The 21,297-nt window shown below is 48.2% G+C and carries 21 protein-coding genes; 12 read left to right on the forward strand and 9 right to left on the reverse strand.

The window, feature by feature from the left end; all coding sequences use genetic code 11:
* Positions 1-2: 2 nt before the first annotated feature.
* Complete coding sequence (locus tag OIR97_RS00220; protein WP_169543750.1) at positions 3-257, forward strand: AbrB/MazE/SpoVT family DNA-binding domain-containing protein; 255 nt, start codon at positions 3-5, stop codon at positions 255-257.
* Position 258: 1 nt separating this feature from the next.
* The gene (locus OIR97_RS00225) at positions 259-663 is read left to right on the forward strand and encodes a hypothetical protein (protein WP_169543751.1); all 405 of its coding nucleotides are present in this window, start codon (positions 259-261) and stop codon (positions 661-663) included.
* Positions 664-811: 148 nt separating this feature from the next.
* Here the strand turns inward: OIR97_RS00225 and OIR97_RS00230 are convergent, their stop codons facing one another.
* The 3 genes from OIR97_RS00230 to OIR97_RS00240 are packed head-to-tail and all read right to left on the reverse strand — an operon-like array spanning position 812 to position 4,323.
* Positions 812-1,786 carry a quinone oxidoreductase family protein gene (locus OIR97_RS00230; protein ID WP_169543752.1) on the reverse strand — a complete coding sequence of 325 codons (975 nt, stop codon included), beginning with the start codon at positions 1,784-1,786 and terminating at the stop codon, positions 812-814.
* Between the two features lie 34 nt (positions 1,787-1,820).
* Positions 1,821-2,300, reverse strand: a complete 480-nt coding sequence (locus OIR97_RS00235) for a methylated-DNA--[protein]-cysteine S-methyltransferase (RefSeq protein ID WP_169543753.1) — start codon at positions 2,298-2,300, stop codon at positions 1,821-1,823.
* Between the two features lies 1 nt (position 2,301).
* A complete protein-coding gene (locus OIR97_RS00240) occupies positions 2,302-4,323 on the reverse strand; it encodes a thioredoxin domain-containing protein (RefSeq protein WP_169543754.1) in 2,022 nt (673 codons plus the stop codon).
* A gap of 109 nt (positions 4,324-4,432) precedes the next feature.
* Here OIR97_RS00240 and OIR97_RS00245 point away from each other — a divergent pair, with 109 nt between their 5' ends.
* From OIR97_RS00245 to OIR97_RS00270, 6 genes are all read left to right on the forward strand, one after another.
* The gene (locus OIR97_RS00245; protein ID WP_169543755.1) at positions 4,433-4,684 is read left to right on the forward strand and encodes a DUF6489 family protein; all 252 of its coding nucleotides are present in this window, start codon (positions 4,433-4,435) and stop codon (positions 4,682-4,684) included.
* 11 nt (positions 4,685-4,695) lie between these two features.
* Positions 4,696-6,024, forward strand: a complete 1,329-nt coding sequence (mnmE, locus tag OIR97_RS00250; protein WP_169543756.1) for a tRNA uridine-5-carboxymethylaminomethyl(34) synthesis GTPase MnmE — start codon at positions 4,696-4,698, stop codon at positions 6,022-6,024.
* Positions 6,025-6,118: 94 nt separating this feature from the next.
* Entirely contained in the window at positions 6,119-7,984 is a 1,866-nt protein-coding gene (gene mnmG / locus OIR97_RS00255) for a tRNA uridine-5-carboxymethylaminomethyl(34) synthesis enzyme MnmG (protein ID WP_169543757.1), read from the forward strand.
* Between the two features lie 8 nt (positions 7,985-7,992).
* On the forward strand, positions 7,993-8,598 hold the full coding sequence (gene rsmG / locus OIR97_RS00260) for a 16S rRNA (guanine(527)-N(7))-methyltransferase RsmG (RefSeq protein WP_169543758.1): 606 nt from the start codon (positions 7,993-7,995) through the stop codon (positions 8,596-8,598).
* Between the two features lie 15 nt (positions 8,599-8,613).
* Complete coding sequence (locus OIR97_RS00265; protein ID WP_169543759.1) at positions 8,614-9,417, forward strand: ParA family protein; 804 nt, start codon at positions 8,614-8,616, stop codon at positions 9,415-9,417.
* Positions 9,418-9,438: 21 nt separating this feature from the next.
* A complete protein-coding gene (locus OIR97_RS00270) occupies positions 9,439-10,386 on the forward strand; it encodes a ParB/RepB/Spo0J family partition protein (RefSeq protein WP_169543760.1) in 948 nt (315 codons plus the stop codon).
* Between the two features lie 32 nt (positions 10,387-10,418).
* On the opposite strand, the gene holA is transcribed toward OIR97_RS00270, so the two are convergent.
* From holA to OIR97_RS00290, 4 genes are all read right to left on the reverse strand, one after another.
* A complete protein-coding gene (gene holA, locus OIR97_RS00275) occupies positions 10,419-11,441 on the reverse strand; it encodes a DNA polymerase III subunit delta (RefSeq protein ID WP_169543761.1) in 1,023 nt (340 codons plus the stop codon).
* A 3-nt stretch (positions 11,442-11,444) separates the two neighbouring features.
* Positions 11,445-11,939 carry an LPS assembly lipoprotein LptE gene (gene lptE, locus OIR97_RS00280; protein ID WP_169543762.1) on the reverse strand — a complete coding sequence of 165 codons (495 nt, stop codon included), beginning with the start codon at positions 11,937-11,939 and terminating at the stop codon, positions 11,445-11,447.
* Positions 11,929-14,493, reverse strand: coding sequence for a leucine--tRNA ligase (leuS, locus tag OIR97_RS00285; RefSeq protein WP_169543763.1), 2,565 nt, complete (start codon positions 14,491-14,493; stop codon positions 11,929-11,931). The genes lptE and leuS overlap by 11 nt, the downstream gene beginning before the upstream one ends.
* A 104-nt stretch (positions 14,494-14,597) precedes the next feature.
* Positions 14,598-15,173 (reverse strand): DUF3576 domain-containing protein, encoded by a 576-nt coding sequence (locus OIR97_RS00290; RefSeq protein ID WP_219821607.1) that lies wholly within the window; start codon positions 15,171-15,173, stop codon positions 14,598-14,600.
* A 396-nt stretch (positions 15,174-15,569) separates the two neighbouring features.
* Between OIR97_RS00290 and OIR97_RS00295 the strand changes: the two genes are divergently transcribed.
* The 3 genes from OIR97_RS00295 (at position 15,570) to OIR97_RS00305 (ending at position 18,453) form a co-directional block, all read left to right on the forward strand.
* Positions 15,570-16,661, forward strand: coding sequence for a porin (locus tag OIR97_RS00295; RefSeq protein ID WP_169543764.1), 1,092 nt, complete (start codon positions 15,570-15,572; stop codon positions 16,659-16,661).
* A 122-nt stretch (positions 16,662-16,783) separates the two neighbouring features.
* Positions 16,784-17,608: a sulfotransferase domain-containing protein gene (locus tag OIR97_RS00300; protein WP_169543765.1), complete on the forward strand. Its 825-nt coding sequence runs from the start codon at positions 16,784-16,786 to the stop codon at positions 17,606-17,608.
* Between the two features lie 8 nt (positions 17,609-17,616).
* Complete coding sequence (locus tag OIR97_RS00305; protein ID WP_169543766.1) at positions 17,617-18,453, forward strand: sulfotransferase domain-containing protein; 837 nt, start codon at positions 17,617-17,619, stop codon at positions 18,451-18,453.
* Positions 18,454-18,462: 9 nt separating this feature from the next.
* Here OIR97_RS00305 and OIR97_RS00310 read toward each other — a convergent pair whose 3' ends face one another.
* Entirely contained in the window at positions 18,463-19,020 is a 558-nt protein-coding gene (locus tag OIR97_RS00310) for a thiamine phosphate synthase (RefSeq protein WP_169543767.1), read from the reverse strand.
* 101 nt (positions 19,021-19,121) lie between these two features.
* On the opposite strand from OIR97_RS00310, the gene OIR97_RS00315 reads away from it, so the two are divergent.
* Positions 19,122-19,793 (forward strand): YggS family pyridoxal phosphate-dependent enzyme, encoded by a 672-nt coding sequence (locus OIR97_RS00315; protein ID WP_246201883.1) that lies wholly within the window; start codon positions 19,122-19,124, stop codon positions 19,791-19,793.
* Here OIR97_RS00315 and OIR97_RS00320 read toward each other — a convergent pair.
* Positions 19,790-21,196, reverse strand: coding sequence for an MATE family efflux transporter (locus OIR97_RS00320; RefSeq protein WP_169543768.1), 1,407 nt, complete (start codon positions 21,194-21,196; stop codon positions 19,790-19,792). The two genes, OIR97_RS00315 and OIR97_RS00320, sit on opposite strands and share 4 nt — an antisense overlap.
* Positions 21,197-21,297 lie beyond the last annotated feature (101 nt).

Genomic DNA, 21,297 nt, shown 5'->3' on the forward strand with positions numbered 1-21,297 from the left:
CCGTGGCGCCAAAACGCACATTACAGCCTGAACCCTTTGAAACCCGTCTAAGAAGAACCGGAAGCGCGGCTGGTGTGACCATTCCTGCTGAATTTCTGCGCCAGCTTGGTATTGAAGTGGGCGATACCCTTCAAGTTGAAATTGATGGGGAATCCTTTCGTATTCGAAAATTGGATCAGGATTATGATCTGTTTATGGATCTTTACGAATTTGTAGAAGACCGATTTGCACCCTCCCTTCACCAGATGGAGGATTGAAATGACTCTGTTTCTGCCGTCAAAAGGGGTCATCAAGCGCGTTCATTCCAAGCAGCTTGAAAAGTATCAACCAGAAATTACCCGACAGGAAGTAGATGAAGGTCGGTTAGGGGCAGCCCTGGCATGGCCCAGATTGATGGTGACCACAGGAAATGGATCAGATATTTTTGATGTCTCTGTTTCCATTCTGGTGGGGTTGCTGGGAGAAAAACCGTTTGCTGTCGGCAATATTCGATTGGCATTTACAATTGCCGTACTGACCATTCGCCGCAATGGGTGGGTGGTTGATATTTCAAATGATGAAAGTCTACGGCTGATATCCGCGCTTAAACTTGAAAATATTTCAGAAGAAAAAGCATCTGACTTTTTGCGGCGAAAATCGCTAAGGCTTCCACAAAGGCGTTAGGCTGGACAAATATGTAAAATCATAAATTTTATTTCTAATTAGCTGATATTTTTAGTAATAATGTATGTAATTACATATGTTACGCCATTGAAAATAATTAATAAATGGGGATGAAAAAAATATATCGGCTTTTTCATCCCCGTCAGTTTTATAGGGTGAATATGGTGGAACCTGTTGTTTTACGGCCCTCCAGATCCTCATGGGCTTTAACAGCTTCACTCATATGATAAGTTTGATTCACTGTAATTTTTAACGCGCCGGTCTCCACCATTTTGATTACATCCGCGGCGGATTGTTCAAGCTCTGATCGGCTGGCAGTGTAATCCATAAGGGAAGGACGCGTCACATAAAGGGATCCTTTCGCGGCAAGAATACCAAGATCAAACCCACTTACCGGCCCAGAGGCATTCCCATATGAAACCATGAGGCCACGGCTTTGCAGACAATCCAGGGAACCTTCGAAGGTGTCTTTACCAACGCCATCATAAACGACCGGAACCCCTTTTCCGTCTGTAATGTCCCGAACCTGTTTAACAAAATTTTCGGTTCGGTAGTTAATCACGTGATCGCACCCATGTTCCTTGGCAAGTTTTGCTTTTTCTTCTGAACCAACCGTACCAATAATTGTAGCGCCAACCTTTTTGGCCCATTGACAGGCCAGCAGACCCACACCACCTGCCGCCGCGTGGAAAAGGATGGTATCACCAGGTTTCACGTGAAACGTCCGTTGTAGCAGATATTCGACCGTCATACCCTGTAACATCATGGCGGCCGCCGTCTGATCGTCAATACTGTCCGGAATTTTGATCAGGATGTCAGCTGGCAGGTTACGTTCTTCGGAATAGGCGCCAATGGGCCGTCCGGCATATGCTACCCGGTCGCCAACAGCAAAACCTGTCACGCCATCGCCCAGTTCCTCAATAATACCAGCAGCTTCCATACCGGGTGAGGCCGGTAAAGGGGAGGGATATAACCCGGACCGAAAGTAGGTATCAATATAGTTCAGGCCAATGGCATTGTGTTTGACCCGTACTTCACCGGGACCCGGTTTGCCTAGCGTTACGTCTTCCCAACGCATGACACTTGGTCCGCCGGCTTCTCTAAAGATGATTGCTTTTGTCATTTTTTATTCCTTTTACAGGCGCCCCTGTTGGTTGTCATATATCGAGCTGTTGTTGTTGCGGGGGAAGGGCTCCCTCCAATTCAAGAAGGATTGTTTTCGTTTCAACACCGCCCTGACCCGAAAAGCCGCCCATTTGTTTACCGGCTGCTAACACACGATGACATGGGATTATAATGGGAATTGGGTTCAGGCCACAGGCATTTCCAACTGCCTGTGCAGAACTTTCCAATTTCTTGGCAATCTCACCATAACTGAGGGTGGATCCGCCGGGGATGGCACACATGGCCGCACATACGGCCTTTTGAAAGTCAGATCCGGGCGGGTCGAGAGGAAGGTCAAAGTCCAGCCTGTCACCATCAAAATATTCATTTAGCTGTTCAATCGCCCGTCGTAATAATGGTGTTTCTGTTTGCCATTCTGCTGGGACCCATCCCCAGTCAAGGGAAATGAGAGCCCCATCTTCTTCTGTAACAGTCAGATCCCCAATGGGGCTATGCATGGAAAGCTGTGGCATATCAGGCCTCCAGGATGGATCGAAGGGAAACAATCGTGTTTGCAGGATTTGAACAGACAGGACCGGTACAGATATAGGCCGTTGCTTTATCGTCCAATCGCGTTTTACCAAAAGCTGGATGATCTGTCGGAAGGCTTTCCGTATCTTCAATGACATTGACCACTTTTGTTGGCAAACTAAAGTCACTAAGGACAGACAGAAGCTGTTGCGTGTCTTTGTTATCCCGCTTGCCCACAATTATAATCTGTTTGCCTTCTACAAGGGTTTCAAAATTGTTGAGAAAGGTGGAAAGCGGGAAGAAGTTACGGCCCAGTTCCGGGGAAAATACCCGAACGATATCCGTTGCCTTTTCAAAAGGCTCGCGGTCACCTGTTAAGTAATGCAGGCGACCAAGCACTTCCAGCATCGTACCGTTGCCGGACGGAACAGCATTATCAAAGGCATTTTTTGTGCGGACGATTAGGGCTTCTGCATCATCTGCGGTGTAGAAATATCCGCCCTCTGTATCCCAGAAATGATCATTAAGATGGCCAACCCATTGCTGAGCCCGTTCCAGATAAAAAGCCTTACCCGTGATTTCATATAGAATTAGCGCGGCACGACTCATATTGGCATAATCATCCAGGGTTCCGGTATGTTTGGCCTTTCCAGCCCGGAAACTGTGGTAAAGTCGGGCGTTATCTTCCATTGAATAGGTGGTAATGGCCAGGAAAGCGTTCTCTGCCTGATCCAGCCAGGATTGTTCGTCAAAATAATGACCGGCTTTTGCCAGGGTCGCGATCATCAGGCCGTTCCAATCGGTCAGAACCTTGTCATCCAAGGCGGGGCGGACCCGTTTTTCACGGACTTCAAACAATTTCCGGGATTGTTCCTTTAGAAGAAACTCCAATTCTTCATCCAGCAGACCCTGATATTCAAGGCGATTCAGGATGTTGGTATTTTCCCAGTTGCCTTCAGGACTTACATCATAAATTTCTGAATACTGGGCCGCTTTCTCCCCCAGGATGTCGTTTATTTCTGTTTGTGACCATGTATAGAATTTTCCTTCAACGCCTTCGCTATCCGCATCAATCGTTGCTGAAAATGCTCTGTTGTCTGCAATCATTTCCCGCATTAGCCAACCGACGGTTTGATAAATCCGCTCCTTGAAAAGCTCGTTTTTGGTTTCATGATGAACAAGAACCATCAGATCAAGGATCTGTGCGTTGTCATACAACATTTTTTCGAAGTGAGGGGCGAGCCAGAGGGCATCAGTGGAATATCGGGCATATCCACCCCCTAAATGATCAAACAGGCCGCCCTGTGACATCCCAGTCAGCGCCTTAATAACGATTTCCGCCAGGCTTTCTTTGCCTGTTCGGATATAACTGCGCCAAAGATTTTCCAAAACATAGGTTTGCGGGAATTTTGGGGCAGAACCAATTCCGCCATGTTCCGGGTCTGCTTCCTGCGCATAGCGGTCGGCAATTCTATCCAATACTTCCATCGTCAGTTTTGGGCGATCACCTTCAGGGGACATATTCTGTTTTTTAAGGGCTGCTTTTAAAATATCCCGGTTTTTACTGACTTTTTCGGGTTCATTCCAGAAGATTTGTGAAACAGAGTCCAGTACATGGACAAATCCAGGCCGGCCATAACTATTTTCTTTTGGAAAATATGTTCCACCCCAAAATGGCTCTCCTTTTGAGTTCAGGAACATTGTCAGGGGCCAACCCCCCTGTTCACCCAATAGGGACAGGGCTGTTTGATAAATCTGGTCAATATCGGGACGTTCTTCACGGTCGACCTTAATATTGATGAACTTCTCGTTCATGATCGCGGCAGTTTCAGGGTCTTCAAAACTTTCATGGGCCATAACATGGCACCAGTGGCACGCCGCATATCCGACGCATAACAGGATCGGCTTTCCTTCTTTTCGAGCAAGATCAAGAGTTTCCTGGCTCCAAGGCTGCCAGTGTACGGGGTTTTCCTTATGCTGTAATAGATAAGGGCTTGTTTCCTGATCCAGGATGTTTTGCATCATTGATACCTGTTTTCAAAGTGAATCAATCCTTTTGATTGATCCTGTGTTTTCTTTAACTTAACCTCAGAGTAACATTTCTCAAGGGTCTTGCGTCAAGGAGCTGCTTCCCATGAAGATAAAACTTGATATTGATTGTACGCCACAGGAAGCAAGAACATTTTTTGGTCTTCCGGATGTGGAAAAAATGCAGGAAGCGATGATGAAGGAAATTCAGGATAAAATGCTGGAAGGCGTGAAAACGCTGGACGCGGAAAGCATGATGAAAACCTGGATGCCCACTGGCATGAAGAATTTGGATCAGATGCAAAATATGTTTTGGTCTTCGTTCACCGGTGGCAGCGATAAAGATAGTAAAGAATAGCAGGTAATTTCATGTCACAGGAGACGATCTATGCTTTGGCCAGTGGTCGGGGCAGGGCCGGTGTTGCCGTCATCCGTCTGTCGGGACCGGATGCATTTACTGCTTTGGCAGCGTTGACAGAAGGCGCTTTGCCGCCGGTTCGACAAGCTACGGTGCGAAGTCTTTACAGTTTGGATAAGGCCTTTCGAATTGATCAGGCGTTGGTAATCCTGTTTAAAGGACCCGCCAGTTTTACCGGAGAAGATGTTGTCGAGATACACCTGCATGGCGGACCTGCGCTGATTTCTGCAACATTTGACCAGTTTGCCAACCTAACCAATTTGCGGTCTGCAGAACCTGGGGAATTTACCCGTCGGGCTTTTGAACATGGAAAGCTCGATTTAACCGAGGCAGAAGGACTTGGGGATCTGGTTAATGCCGAAACCCACGCCCAGCATCAACAGGCATTGCGTCAGATGCGTGGTGAATTGGGGGAAATTTATACAAACTGGCGGCAGGACCTGATTTCCAACCTGGCTCATTTAGAGGCCGATATTGATTTTCCGGATGAAGACCTGCCAGAAGGAGTCGCCGGTGCCATTCGTCCTAAAATTAAGCAGTTGGAGAGTGAGATTACAGCCCATCTTCAGGATGGCAAACGGGGTGAAAAGATACGAGAAGGTCTGGATGTTGTTATTCTCGGCGCGCCTAATGTCGGAAAATCCAGTTTATTAAACAAATTGGCCCGGCGGGAAGCGGCAATCGTCTCTGATCAGGCCGGTACAACACGGGATGTGGTTGATGTTCATATGGATCTTGCAGGTTACCCTGTAACCATCGCGGACACCGCCGGTATTCGGGAGGCATCGGACAGTGTGGAGCAGGAGGGCGTCCGGCGGGCGCGGGCGCGGGCTGAACTTGCAGATATCAGGATATTTATGACAAGTGCAGGGGATCCACCCGTTGAAGAGAGCGACTTTGCTGATCTTGTAGAAGAGAACAGTTTTTTCATTATCAACAAGATGGATACTGTATCGGGCGATAAACCCCCGCAGATCGGGCGAGTTTTTCCCGTCTCTGTAAAGCAGGAGGAAGGTCTGGATCCTTTTTTGGAAGCTCTCGAACAGGAAGTGGTTCAACAACTCGATGTCTCCGGGGCACCGTCCCTGACCCGTCAACGGCATAGAGAGGCGTTGGAAGAGTGTGTTCAGTGTTTGCAGCGATTTGCAGTTGCGCCAGACCCGGAACTCGCGGCCGAGGATGTAAGACTTGCTGCGCGGGCACTGGGACGAATCACGGGGCGTGTGGATGTGGAAGACGTTCTGGATGTCGTTTTTGGTGATTTCTGTATTGGAAAATAACCCAAAGCAGTGATGTTTCACGTGAAACATTCCCCTTTAAATCATGAAGTAACATTTGCTTTGACTTTTGGTTGGCAATTCATACATTGGCCCGATGATGTTATATGATGTAATTGTAATTGGCGGTGGTCATGCGGGGTGTGAAGCCGCTGCGGCCTCGGCGCGTCTTGGGGCGAGAACCCTGCTTGTCACTCACAAATTTGACACCATAGGGGCCATGTCCTGCAATCCTGCCATTGGCGGACTGGGCAAAGGACATCTGGTGCGTGAGATTGACGCTCTGGATGGTGTTATGGGGCGTGTTGCCGACGCTGCCGGCATTCAATTTCGTCTGCTTAATCGGCGGAAGGGACCGGCTGTACGCGGCCCGAGGGCTCAATCTGACCGCACATTGTATAAAAATGCCATGCAGGCTACCCTGCAAAACCAGCAAAACCTGGAAATTCGCGAAGAAGCGGTTGAGGACCTGATTGTTAAACAGGGAATAGTGTCCGGTGTGATCACGGCAACGGGCGAAGAAATTCGTTGCGGCAGTGTTATTTTGACCACCGGGACATTTCTTCGGGGCCTTATCCATATGGGAGAGGTTAAAATCCCGGCAGGCCGGATAGGTGATCAACCATCAAATGGTTTGTCCGTGACGTTGGAACGGGCGGGTTTTGAACTTGGACGGTTGAAAACAGGCACACCGGCCCGTCTGGATGGTAAAACCATCGACTGGTCGCAATTGGAAGAACAGCCTGGGGACGAAACCCCAGTGCCTTTCTCGTTTCTTACAAACGAAATCACAACGCCGCAGATTTCCTGTCATATTACTCACACGACAGAGAACACCCATCAGATTATTCGCGATAACCTGCATCGTGCCCCAATGTATTCGGGTCAGATCGAAGGGACGGGACCGCGCTATTGTCCATCGATCGAAGATAAGGTTGTCCGCTTTGCCGACAAGACCAGTCATCAGATTTTTCTGGAACCTGAAGGGTTGGACGTGGACACTATTTATCCTAACGGGATGTCAACATCGCTGCCGGAAGACGTTCAGGTTGCCTTTCTGCAATCCATTCCCGGCTTGGAAAAAGTTGAATTCTATCAACCGGGTTATGCCATTGAATATGATTTCATTGATCCAAGGGAATTAAGACCGACATTGGAGACCCGGCGTCTGAAGAACCTGTATCTTGCCGGGCAGATTAATGGCACCACAGGATATGAGGAAGCCGCCGCACAGGGTTTGATGGCCGGATTGAATGCCGCCCGGTCTACAGGCGGGCAGGGTGCTTTTATTCTGGATCGCGCGGATGCTTATATTGGTGTGATGATTGATGATCTGGTGACACGGGGAACAAAAGAGCCTTACCGTATGTTTACCAGCCGGGCAGAATATCGGTTGATCCTGCGGGCTGATAATGCTGATGAACGATTGACCGGTCTGGGTATGGAGATCGGCTGTGTTGGTTCGGAACGTGCTGCCCGGTTCACCCTTAAAATGGAAACACTGAAACAGGCGAAGGCGCTTTTTGATGGGGTCTCCCTTACTCCTAACGAAGCCCGCAAGAAAGGGTTGAACGTTAATCAGGACGGTGTCAGGCGGTCAGCAACCGATTTGTTGGCTTATCCGGATATTGGGTTGGAGGAGATTGCGACTATTTGGCCAGAGACCGAACAATATGCACCAGAAATTCTCGAACAACTTGCTATCAATGCTCAATATAGCGGATATCTGGAGCGTCAGAAATCGGATATTGCGGATTTCAGAAAAGACGAATCTTTGATACTTCCCAAGGAGTTAGACTATTCTAAAATTGGTGGGCTGTCTGCTGAAGTACAACAAAAGCTTGTTGAAGTACGGCCGTCTACCTTGGGTCAGGCGGCACGAATTTCCGGGGTTACCCCAGCAGCGTTGACGGCGCTTCTGTCTTTTGTTAAACGCGGTGACCATCGGAAACAGGCAGGATAACCTCTTTAATGAACGCTAACGAGTTTTCTAAAATGACCGGTGTTTCACGTGAAACATTGGAGAAGCTGGAACGATACGTCACGCTTTTGGAAAAGTGGCAAAAGGCGATTAATCTGGTGAGTAACTCTACATTGGCTGATGTCTGGGAACGTCATATTCTTGATAGTTATCAAATACTGGATCATTTTAAACAGCCGACGGGAACCTGGTTGGATTTAGGAAGCGGGGCCGGTTTTCCGGCCTTGGTCATTGCAATGGCCTCTGATGTGGATATGCATGTCGTGGAGAGCGATCAAAGAAAATGTCTTTTCATGCGGGAGGTTTCACGTGAAACATCTACGCCGATCACTGTACACAACCAACGAATTGAGAAAATTGAGCCGTTTCCAGCGGATTATATTTCGGCGAGGGCGCTAGCACCGCTTGAAAAACTGTTGGAATATTCTGCGCCATTTTCGCACCAAAAAACGCGTTTTTGCTTTTTAAAGGGTCAAGATGTAGATGCGGAATTGACCAATGCCGCAAAATGTTGGAAACTAACCTCTGATAAACACCAAAGTTTAACCAGCAAAGACGGTAGCATTTTATCCTTGAAAGAGGTAAGCCGTCTGTAATTCAGGGGCGGGGCGATGGAAAATTTACCAATTGTTGGTTCTTCAAGGATTTTAGCAATAGCCAATCAAAAAGGGGGGGTTGGTAAAACAACAACTGCAATCAATTTGGCAACTGCGCTGGCCGCTGTTGGAAAAACGGTTCTTGTTATTGATATCGATCCGCAGGGAAATGCCAGTACGGGGCTGGGCATTGACCGTCATAACCGGGATAAAAACGTTTATGATGTTTTGATGGGGGATATTCAGCTCGAAGATGCGATTTGCCATAGTGCGATCCCGGGACTTGATCTTGTACCCTCTACAGCTGACCTAACAGGCGCCGAATTGGAATTAATCGAGATGGATCGGCGAAGCCATCGTCTGGTTGATGCTATTGGCAGTATCAAATCCTCTTATGATTATATCCTAATTGATTGTCCGCCCTCTCTTAACTTGCTGACCCTGAATGCACTTGTTGCCGTACAAGCGGTAATCGTACCGCTGCAATGCGAGTTTTTTGCGCTTGAAGGCCTCAGTTTGTTAATCAAAACCATAGAGCGGGTCCGAAATACCCTAAATCCGGATCTTGATATTCAGGGCGTAGTTCTTACCATGTTTGATAAGAGAAATAATCTGTCGGACCAGGTTGCACAGGATGTTCGCAGTTATTTAGGGGACAAGGTCTATGAAACTGTCATTCCCAGAAATGTAAGGGTTTCAGAAGCCCCAAGTCATGGCAAGCCAGCGTTGATTTATGATATTCGCTGTGCAGGTAGTCAGGCTTACATAAAACTGGCAAGTGAAGTAATCCGTCGGGAAAAAAGGCTGTGCGCGGCATAAATTATGAATATGGTTGAGCGAATGACTGAAGATACCGGAAAGAAAAAACTAGGTCGCGGATTGTCTGCATTGCTTGGCGATGATGCAGCCAGTGACTATTCTGAATTGGATAAAATCAGGGCTTCAAAAGAAATCCCGGTTGAACAAATGCATCCCAGTCCGTTTCAGCCAAGGCAGGATTGGGATCAGGAAGCCCTCCAGAGCCTTGCAGACTCTATTGCAGAAAAGGGTATTTTACAGCCAATTCTGGTCCGTAGGGACCCATCGGACGCCGGCCTGTTTGAAATTATCGCTGGTGAACGACGCTGGCGGGCCGCTCAAATGGCACAGCTTCATCAGGTTCCGGTCATTATCAAAGAACTGTCGGATGTTGATAGTCTTGAAATAGCGATCATCGAAAATATCCAGCGAGAAGACCTTTCCGCCATTGAAGAGGCTGAAGGTTATCGCCGTTTGACTGAAGAGTTCGACTATACGCAGGAGGTGATGGCAAAACAGTTGGGTAAAAGCCGTTCTCATGTAACGAATATGATGCGTCTTTTGTCTTTGCCGGAAAGCGTTCAGAAAATGATCCGCAGTGGTGAGTTGAGTGCCGGGGCTGCCCGAACCCTTGTGACGGCGGATGACCCTGAGAAACTTGCCAGAAAAATCGTCTCTGAAGGACTTTCTGTCCGTGCGGCAGAAAAATTAGCGAAGAAAAAACCCTCAATTAGAGCGAGCTCAGCGTCTCCTAGTACGAAAGATCAGGATACGCTCGCTCTAGAAGGGGATCTATCTGCGGCAATTGGCATGAAAGTAAGCATTGATCATAAGGGAGATCACGGTGGATCGATCTCAATTCACTACGGTCATTTGGATCAATTGGATGATATCTGCCGCAGATTAACACGCCAATCCCTGGCGGAAAATTCTGAGGAAGATCCGTTTGACGGAGATATTTCCTCTGCGCTCGACGAAGATTTTCATTAAAAATCAATAGGTTAGTTTAAAGTCCGGTGAAGTTATCGTTTTCGGTTAGCGATGGCGACTCGAAGAAGGGCCCGCCGGCACAGGGTTTCATCCGGATAACCCGTTGTCTTGCAATCCATCTCAGCCTGTAAAATAAGCGAGAGGCAAGTGGCGAAATGTTGGCTATTTTTACGGGATAATTGAGCCGACACCTTCTGATGATTGAAAAAGGGGATTCCTGACTTTTTTAGAGCTTCTGAGGCCGAAATTCCCATATCGATGAAACTTGCTGCCTTATGCAACTGTTTTAACTGATTTTGGATGAGTCTTAAAAAGGTAATAGGCGATTCGCCAGAGAAAAACGCCTTATTCAACGATTTTTCCAAATGGTCGAGATTTCCCATCAAAGCGGCATCAATGACATCAAAAACACTTTCGGCCGAAGAATCACCGACCATTGTCTGTGCTTCATTCAGCGTAATCGGCGAAGTGTCTTTTCCTTTATACAGGACCAGCTTGTCCAGTTCCTGACGCGAAATCGATCGATCACTTCCCAAACTCTGGCGTAGATAGTCCACCACGCCACTTTCTGCAGACAGTCCTGCTTTCGAAAAAACTTCAGTGATGAGCGCCGAAATATCCTGCGCCTTGTCTCTAAAGCAGGGGATAACGACCCCATTTTTTTCCTTTGAAACCGCTTTCACCAAAGCAGAATCTTTTCTGATCTCGCCAGCTTCGATGACCAGCACAGTATTTGAATAGTCGGCATCGAAAGCGGTTTTTATTACAGTTGTCGTCGAATTGCCCGCATTTCTAACCCTGACAACCCGTTCACCCCCCATCATGGAAATTGCATTAATCTCGTCAATTAGCTTCCCGGGATCTTCTGACAAACTGCTCGCGGGTATTTCAGAATAACAAAAAGGATCATTCAGATCAGGGATCACGGTTTGACATATTGCTTTGGAACGCTCTCGCACCAGTCCTTCATCCTGTCCGTAAACCAAAAAAATACGATAGGATTTATTAGGCGATTTGAGGTAAGACGCAAGCTGAGGGGCCTTGAACTCCACCATTGTTTAGCGAGCCAGATAGACGGAGATTTGCCGATGAATTTTTTCTGCCAGAACCAAGGCAGACCGGGTCCGGGCATTTTTTTCAGCAGATAGGTTGGCAAAATCAGAGGTAACAAGGTTGAACGAAGATGTGGATTGTGCCGAACTTTGAAAAATAACGGTTTTTCCGTCCGACGCGAGAAGGGCAAAAGTCCCTTTCAAGGTCAGGTTTTTACGGTTTGTCGTATTATCCGGATCAATCGCCAGTGATTGGGATTCTTCTTTTAGATCAACGCTTAAGCGATAGATTGAGCGGGCAGGAACGCCCCTCGGTGTCATCAGATCCAACAATTCGTTGCGAACCATTTGTCCGGTTCGGCCTGAAATAGGAGCGATATAGGTCGCCGCCAATTTTTGTTGAACTTCCGCGTTCTGAGTTTGCCGGCCGTAAAGGGGCTGAAAGCCGCATCCGGCCAGCGAAGTCAGAAATAATATCGCGATCAGAGGTCTAAATAACAATATTTACAATCCGATTTGGTACGACGATGATCTTGCGAACGGGATTATCGCCAATTGCGTTCTGGACAGAAGTCTGAGCAAGCGCCAGTTCTTCTACTTTAGCCTTGTCTTCATCCTTGGCAACCTCAATTGTTGCCCTCAGTTTACCCTTAACCTGAACAGCGATGGTCACTTTATCATCAACAATCAGTGCGGGGTCCGCTTTTGGCCAGGGATTATCAACAAGCAAGCTGTCGTAGCCAAGCTTTTCCCATAACTCCTCTGCCAAGTGGGGCATCATTGGACCCACCAGATTGGTCATGATGCTGATCGCTTCCCGTAACGCCCATGCATCCCCTGCATCGCCTGTTACCGGTTTGAAATCATTAAGCGCTTTCATGAATTCATAGATCCGGGCGATCGCATTGTTAAAATGCAGTTTTTCAATGTTATCGGTTACTTGGGCAACCGTTTTATGGGCTTCTTTGCGAATAGCAGTCGCCGCCTCAGAGAAAGTGTCTGGTTTTTCCGCCGTTTTTTCAGGCAGGTTTTCCAGATTTTCAAAGACAAAACGATAGAGCCGCTGTTTGAAGCGCCAGGCACCGGTGGCACCCGCATCGGTCCATTCCATATCGCGATCCGGAGGACTATCCGACAGGACAAACCAACGGGCGGCGTCTGCACCGAATTTGTCGATGATTTCGCCTGGATCAACCACATTTTTCTTGGATTTTGACATCTTTTCGACGCCGCCAATGGTCACAGGCTTTCCGGTTTCAATATGAACCGGCTCACCGGCGTCATTGTGGGTGACTTCTTCAGGAAACAGCCATGTTCCATCGTCACTACGGTAGGTTTCGTGGGTCACCATACCTTGGGTGAAAAGACCGCTGAAAGGTTCATCATAGTGAACGGCTCCGGTTTCTTTCATCGCCCGTGAGAAGAAGCGTGAATACAGAAGATGCAGAATGGCATGTTCAATGCCCCCAATATACTGATCAACTGGCAACCAATAATCCACGTCGCTGCTGACCACGGGATCTTCTGCCCGAGGGGTACAGAAACGCGCAAAATACCATGACGAATCAACGAAGGTATCCATCGTGTCCGTTTCACGGATCGCTGCTTTTCCGCAATTGGGGCAGGAAGTCTGCTTCCATGTGGGATGGTGATCCAGCGGGTTCCCCGGCTTGTCAAAAGTCACATCGTCTGGCAATACAATGGGCAGGTTTTCTTTCTTTTCGGGAACAGTGCCGCAGTCATCACAATGAACAACCGGTATTGGGCAGCCCCAATAACGCTGGCGGGACAGGCCCCAGTCGCGCAAACGATAATTTGTTGTAGATGTACCAATTCCACCCTCATCAAGATGGGTGATGATTGCCTTTTTAGCCTCTTCAGTGGTCATACCATCGAGAAAACCGGAATTGATCATATGCCCCGGCCCAACATACGGCGTGTCAGTAATCGGCGTCTGTTCGTCACTGTCTTCGGCGACCACCCGGATAACATCGAGATCGTATTTATTGGCGAAATCCAGATCGCGCTGATCATGGGCCGGACATCCAAACAGGGCACCTGTTCCATAATCCATCAATACAAAATTGGCGACGTAAATGGGCAGTTTCTTTCCTTCGATCAACGGATGATCGGTGGTCAGGCCTGTATCCACGCCCTTTTTCTCTGCTTTTTCAATGGCTTCTTCGCTGGTACCCATGCGGTGACATTCTGCGACAAAGTCAGCAACCGCCGGGTTATTGACGGCCAATTCCTGTGTCAGCGGATGATCGGCTGAAATCGCCATGAAGCTGGCACCAAACAAAGTATCGGGACGGGTTGTATAAATTTCCAGCCCGTCTTCCCGGCCGGTTATCTTGAAAGTAACATGGGCCCCCTGGGATTTACCGATCCAGTTTTCCTGCATCAATCGTACCCGCTCAGGCCAGCGATCCAGCGTCCCCAGACCTTTCAGCAATTCTTCGCTGAAATCTGCAATTCGGAACATCCACTGATCCAGTTTGCGTTTCTCAACCAATGCACCAGAACGCCATCCTCGCCCGTCAATCACTTGCTCATTGGCCAGAACAGTCATATCGACCGGGTCCCAGTTGACCCAGCTTTCTTTGCGGTAAACCAGACCTTTTTCCAAAAAGTCGAGGAACAGGGCCTGCTGCTTGCCGTAATAACCGGGGTGACAGGTTGCCAGCTCTTTGCTCCAGTCCAGCGACAAACCCATGCTTTTCAGTTCACGCCGCATATTGGCAATATTGGCATAGGTCCATTCTGCTGGATGAACGTTCTTATCCCGGGCGGCATTTTCCGCCGGCAGACCAAACGCATCCCAGCCCATTGGATGCAGGACGTTAAACCCCTGCGCCCGTTTATACCGTGCGACAACATCGCCCATGGTGTAGTTCCGCACATGGCCGATATGGATGTTGCCAGAGGGGTAGGGAAACATTTCCAGTACATAATATTTGGGGCGGCCGGGATCAGCCTCCACAGCAAAAGTGTTCTCTTTTTCCCAGATGGATTGCCATTTGAGTTCAGTTTCTTTGGCGTTATAGCGGGACATGACTGTGGTCCGTTTTCTGCAAAAATAATCTGTAATAAAAAGGAGCAGCCCGACTTCGGGCTGCAGAAAATTCGAGGACTTGTAAGGGTTGACGGCGCGTGCGTTTATTGACCTTCGCGCGCAATCCGAAGTTCCCGGGCCCGTGTCAAAATGGCATTTTCCAGATTGGTAACGGTTTTTGGCGTTAGTTCAACTGGAACCCAATTGTTGGTTGTATCCAGATTTTGTTTAAAGGCAGAGACCCGAATACCATCCGCCCGCAAGCGCCGATCCAGAATATATACCGTAACCTTGAACCGTTCACCTGGCGATTCAGGTGGGGTATACCAGTCTGTGATGATTACACCGCCGAAAGGGTCGGCAGATGACAGGGGCATGAAGGACAGTGTGTCCAAAGAAGCACGCCACAGATAACTGTTGACGCCGATGCCGCCGCCGCCCTGACCGTCCCGAAGGTCTTTATCCGTGCCGCCAAGGATCCCGCCATCCCCAAAGATGGTTTGACGCTCTTCCGGAACGCCTTCCTGGAAAACCCGATTGCCCTGACTTTCCGGGAAAGAGGACTCTGTTCCGAGATTTGCACCGCAGGCTGAGAGTCCGGTCATTGCCAGTAAACCCAATAATGCATGCATGCGAAAAGAACGTAACAACATCAAAATGATATCCTCTTTACTATCCATAGAAAATTTGTCCGAAAAGGTTTTCCAGACCATCATATTTATAGTGGCTTAAAAATTATGGCGCCAGTCTAATGCAGCTTCCCAACGCGAACAATAAGGGATTGAAGGAATCTCGGTAGAATCCGGTGTTTTTTTGCGTTTTTTATCAGGATTGGTGGGACCGGGGCTCTTGAAACAGGGATCTGGCTCCGTGCGCCAAGCCATCAAAAATCGGTTCTACCGATAGTTTGTGACTTTTTGAGCACAGTCTGTCCAAATTTGGAAAAAGAGGCAGGTCCTATCGCTTGACGGTTGGGGGGGTAACGTCATTTACTCGGTCTCGGCTAACAGGGCCAAGTGCCTTGCGTCGTTTATTAATCTATTTCTCTAGCTTCTAATGAGCAGAGGGGAGACAAAATGAAAAAAGTAATCCTGGGCACAACAGCACTTGTAGCTGCTACAGCCCTCACAGCAGGTTCTGCTTCTGCTGCTGACAAAATCAAACTCGGCCTCGGTGGCTACCTGCAGACTTCATTCGTTGCTGCCGACTACGACAACGACACAAACCAGCTTCCTACTGACATCCGTCACGAAGGCGAAGTTTTCTTCACTGGTTCAACAACTCTGGACAATGGCCTGAAATTCGGCGTCAACATCCAGCTTGAAGCCCGTGCAACTGGCGACCAGGTTGACGAAACATTCATGTATGTTTCTGGCTCATTCGGCCGCATCAACATCGGTTCTGAAGATTCAGCTGCATACCTGATGCACTATTCTTCACCATCACCAGTTCCAGCTTGGGGCCTGTCTTCACCAAATGCTAACGCATCTGGTTTCACAACGCCTTCAACTCTGCCAAACGAACTTGGTGACAGTGACAAGATCACTTACTTCACACCACGTTTCTCTGGTTTCCAGTTCGGTGCTTCTTACACTCCTGATGGAGACGAAGAAACTGGTTCATCTGGCGGCGTAAGCCCATATGCTCCAATTCAGGACGAAGGTGCTGAAGACGAAGCTTACTCAGTAGGCGTAAACTACTCAGCTAAATTCAACACTGTAAGCGTTCAGGCTTCTTTGGGTTACCAGCTGATCACACGTACAACAACTGATGACACAGACGAAATCGCAGCTGGCTTGACAGTTGGTTTCGGTGGCTTCTCTGTTGGTGGTGCTTACAAGTACTCTGACAACGATGGTGCAAACGACGACAACGAGCGTCAAGACTGGAACGTAGGTGTTACTTACGGTCAGGGCCCTTGGAAAATCGGCGTACAGTATGCTGGTGTTGACATCGACGACGACACACCTACAGGCACAAACGCTTTTGGTGCTGCAAACGTTGGTGACGGTACTCTGCACGCTGTTGTACTCGGCGGTCAGTACGTTCTTGGACCAGGAATCACTGCTTTCGGTGGTATCCAGTTCTGGGATGGTGACGAAGATACAACTGGTTCAGAAGGCGAAGATGCAACAGTATTCTTCGTAGGTACTTCACTGTCCTTCTAATTTGAAGAACAGATACCAATTAAAGAGGGGTGGGCTTCGGTCTGCCCCTTTTTTTATTCTATGATTGATTACCCATCGACGCCCGCTACAATGCCCTGACGTAAATAAGAGGTACTGGCTTAATGGGCGGCATTATTTGGTTGGCATCCTATCCCAAATCGGGAAATACATGGATGCGGTCCTTTCTTCACAATCTGATTCAAAACCGGACGCAATCCGTTCATATCAATGAACTGGCAAACTTCACTTATGGGGATAGTCAGAAATACTGGTATGAAAAGGCCTATGGGAAACCGCTGACAGGTCTTACCCCTGAAGAGGTAATGCGGCTTACCCCCAAGGCACAGGAAGCTATGGTGCGCTCTAAACCGGAATCCGTTTTTGTCAAAACCCACAATGCCCTGATCAAAAACTGGAATGTACCGTTTATTACCCCTGAACAAACGGCCGGCGCTCTTTTTATCGTTCGAAATCCTTTGGATGTGGTGATCAGTCTAGCCCATCATTTTGACTTTTCCATCGATGAAGCCATCGACTTTATGAACGACCCCCAGGCGCAGACCCCGGAAGATGACTATAAACTTCCGCAGATTTATGGCACCTGGACGGATCATTGTAAAAGCTGGGAGAAGTTCAATCCGGACTTCATGCATGTGGTCCGGTACGAAGATATGCTGTTTAAACCGTCAAAAACCTTTGGCGGCGTCGCAAAATTTCTGCAGATACCCGCGACCAAAAATACATTGAATAAGGCGATCAAGCAGTCTTCGTTCAAGGTATTGCAAAAACAGGAACAAAAAGACGGATTTACCGAACGGTCCGATAAGACCGAAAAATTCTTTCGTTCAGGTAAAGCCGGCCAATGGAAAACAACCCTGACAGATGATCAGGTGAAGCGTATAACCGATGTTCATTCACAAATGATGGCGCAGCACGGCTATCTATAGAGGGTTTAATGGGCAAAATCGTTTGGCTGGCCTCCTATCCGAAGTCAGGAAACACCTGGGTTCGGATGTTTCTGAACAGCTATTTCAAAGGACAGGAAGAGAAACAGGATCTCAACACCCTTGATCTGTCCACTTTTGGCGGTTCCAGTAAAACATCCTACCGCGCGGTGACCAGCAAAAATGTAGATAGCCTGTCAGATGCGGAAATCATGGCGCTAACGCCACTGGCGCATTCCCACATTGCTGCTCAAAAGCCGAACGAGGTTTTTGTAAAGACCCATAACCTGCTGTCCACCTATTACGATATTCCGCTGATTACACCCACTGTTACGGCATCGGGCCTGTATATCATTCGAAATCCACTGGATCTTGTATTGTCCGTTGCTGATCATTTTGGGCTGACAGTGGACAAAGCCATCGATTTTATCAGTAATCCCAATGGTAGCACGGCCCCGACCGAGACAATGGTCCGCCAGATATTCTGTTCGTGGACCGAAAATGTGAAAAGCTGGTCAGAAAATCCGCCTTTTCCTGTTTTTGTCGTTCGGTATGAAGATCTTCATGCAACCCCGATTGATATGTTCAGTGAAATACTGAGTTTTTTAGGCACGCAACCGGATGTGAAACAGGTTCAGAAAGCCGCCAAACAATGCTCGTTCAAGGCCTTGCGCCAGATGGAAAAACGGGATGGGTTTACCGAAAAATCCCAGCATAGCAAAAGCTTTTTCCGGGTTGGGAAAACCGGTCAGTGGAAATCCAAGCTGACGGAGACCCAAATCGAACGGATTATTCGGCCCAATTATGCCCAGATGAAACGGTTCGGATATCTACCGGACGGATATTAATGGCAGGCCTTACAGATATCTGTTTTCCAGCTCACTGATTGCCCCATATCCTGAATATCCCAGACCTTTTAAAAACTGCCCCTTTTGATTTGTAACGCCACCAAGTCCGAAAACAGGCATGGTTAGCTTTTGACGGGCGCTGCAAAGAGAATAGGGACTATATGTCCGATCGCCCGGATGGCTTTTGGTTGGAAAAAGAGGGGATAAGAAAGCTCCATCCGCCCCATTTCGCTGCGCTTGAAGGACCTGCCGGACAGAATGGCAGGCAACACTGAAATACAGATCCGGATATTGATGTTTCAATAGGGGTAATCGCTGCATCATATATTCCGGTAAATGACACCCAAAGGCCCCGATCTTTTTAGATAACTCCGGATTTTGCGCGATAATCAGCTTTAATGTCCTTTTTTTGCACAAAATAGACAGTTTATGCGCTAAGGATGTCCGATTACCCGTCTGGTAGTGGCGAAAGATAATTCCCGTATTGGCGGGAAGTTTTTCTGCCATTTTGACGGGATCGGTCCCGCGTTGGTCATCGGTAAAGTAAAAGAGTTTGGGGTCTGTCATGGTTACAGGCTATCATTGTCACGGAAGAGGCTTAAAGGTTTTTTTTAAACGCAGCCTCTGCTATTTGCTATGGAAACAGGTCCGCAATCGGAATTGAGTGAATGATGAGTGAAGTTTCTGAAAATCTGGCATCCTTAAAAAAGAAAATCGCCAAAATTGCCGTTAAATGGCAGCGTAATCCTGAGGATGTGGCCCTAATCGCCGTTTCCAAAAAACAGCCTGATGAGCGTGTACGCGATGCGTTAGAGGCGGGTCACCGGGAGTTTGGGGAAAACAGGGTTCAGGAAGCACAAGGCAAATGGCCTGGTTTCAAGTCAGAATTTCCAGACATAAAACTTCATCTTATTGGTCCTTTGCAAACCAACAAAGCAAAGGAAGCCGTTGCACTGTTTGATATTATTCAGTCGGTTGACCGCCCAAAACTTGCGAAAATACTGGCAGCAGAGATAAAAGCGGCGAAAAAGGATCTGCCTGTTTATATCCAGGTGAATATTGGGGAAGAGGAGCAAAAGTCCGGTATTCCGATTGATGAGGCGGATGCGTTCATTCAGGAATGCCGGGAAATCCATGGTTTGACGGTGGAAGGGCTTATGTGTATTCCGCCCAATGTAGAACAGGTTGCCCCGTATTTCGCACTGCTTGGCAAAATCGCCGCCCGGAATGGCCTCAGAAAATTAAGTATGGGCATGAGCGGCGATTTTGAAACAGCTGTTCAGTTTGGAGCAACATCGGTCAGAGTGGGGACCGGTGTTTTTGGCACCCGTACGTCCTAGTCTGCGGATGCATTGGCGGCGCGGGTTTCCAAAAAGGCTTTTCCGCGCTTCCCTTTGCTGAAAACCTGCCATAATACAAGAGCCGACAAAGAGAACGCGGCAACTTCAGTCACCACCCCGGCATACCAGATCCCCATTTCGCCGATCAAGGTTGGCAGAAACAGAATAAACGGAATTCCGAAGACATAAATTTTGGTAAGACCCAAAATCCCGGCGCGTTTGGCATCCCCAATTGACTGGAAGAAACTCGGCAACATCAGCAGGGGGCCAAAGAGCAAATACAGAAGGATTTGCGGTGGCAGAATGCGTGCTGTTTCCGCAATCACACGGGGATCATCAACAAAGATCGAACTGATCGGCCCGGCAAGGGTAATGAAAATAACCTGCAGGGCGGCACAATAAAGAAGCGAAGTGACAATGGTGATTTTGAGGCTGTTGACCACGCGATCCCAGTTTCTGGCTCCAAAATTGTTCCCTATAATCGCCTGTTGCGCAAGGGTTAGACCCAGTAGCGGCATATATCCGAAGGTTAAGAGCCGGGTTACAATACCATAAGCGGCAACGGTGGTTTCGTAAGTATCAGCATTCCAGATCTGAATCTGATAGATGATGCTGGCTGACATTGCCGAAACACCGATATAGGACAGGCTCGTTGGGGCACCCAAGGCGATATAGTCAAACCAATGGCGAAAAAGATCTGTAAATCGGCTTAGTTTGAACCGTAAAACCCCCTCGTTGGAATACATGTAGCCAAGGGCAATAACGCTGGCGGCGGTCTGGGCGAGGGCCGTGCCGTAGGCAGAACCGGCAACCCCCATATTAAATTCAACGATGAGCAGGTAATTAAAGAACATGTTGAAAAGAACGGACAGAACCGTAATGAGCGTCATTAATCCCAGTTTTCCCTGACAGCGAAAGCTGTCGGACAGCATGGCGATCAGGAAGAAGACCGGGGACAGGAAAATTGTAAGTGAAATATAAAGATCCCCCATCCCGGCAAGCGATGGCGATCCGTTGGCAATCGCTACAATCAGGTCTGATCCAAAAAGTTCATACAAAACCATCAGAAAGGCACAAACAAACGTAGATAAGATAAGCGCGCTGCTCATCGCATGGGCCCCGCGGTCATATTCGCCTGCGCCCAGCATCCGCGCAAGGACACTGGAAAAACCGGATGAAACCAGTGTCCCCAGTGCAATAACAATCATGTATAATGGAAACACCATAGTGACAGCTGAGAGGGCCTCTGCGCCAACAAACCGTCCTACGAACCAGCCATCGACCACCGTATAAAGGCCGTTGGTAAACATAATCAGGATGATCGGTAGCGCCGTTTTGACAAAAAGCTTTGCCAACGGGGTGCTGAGATACATGTTTTCCGCGAATTCTGGATTTTTTTGCATGGCGCTCTCTTGTCTCTTTCGACTGCTGCGAATACTCTTGTACAGAAGAACAATTATTGGTATTGATGATTTATTGACACAGTCAATTGACGTTGTCAATT

This window comes from Sneathiella aquimaris (assembly GCF_026409565.1).
GTDB lineage: Bacteria > Pseudomonadota > Alphaproteobacteria > Sneathiellales > Sneathiellaceae > Sneathiella > Sneathiella aquimaris.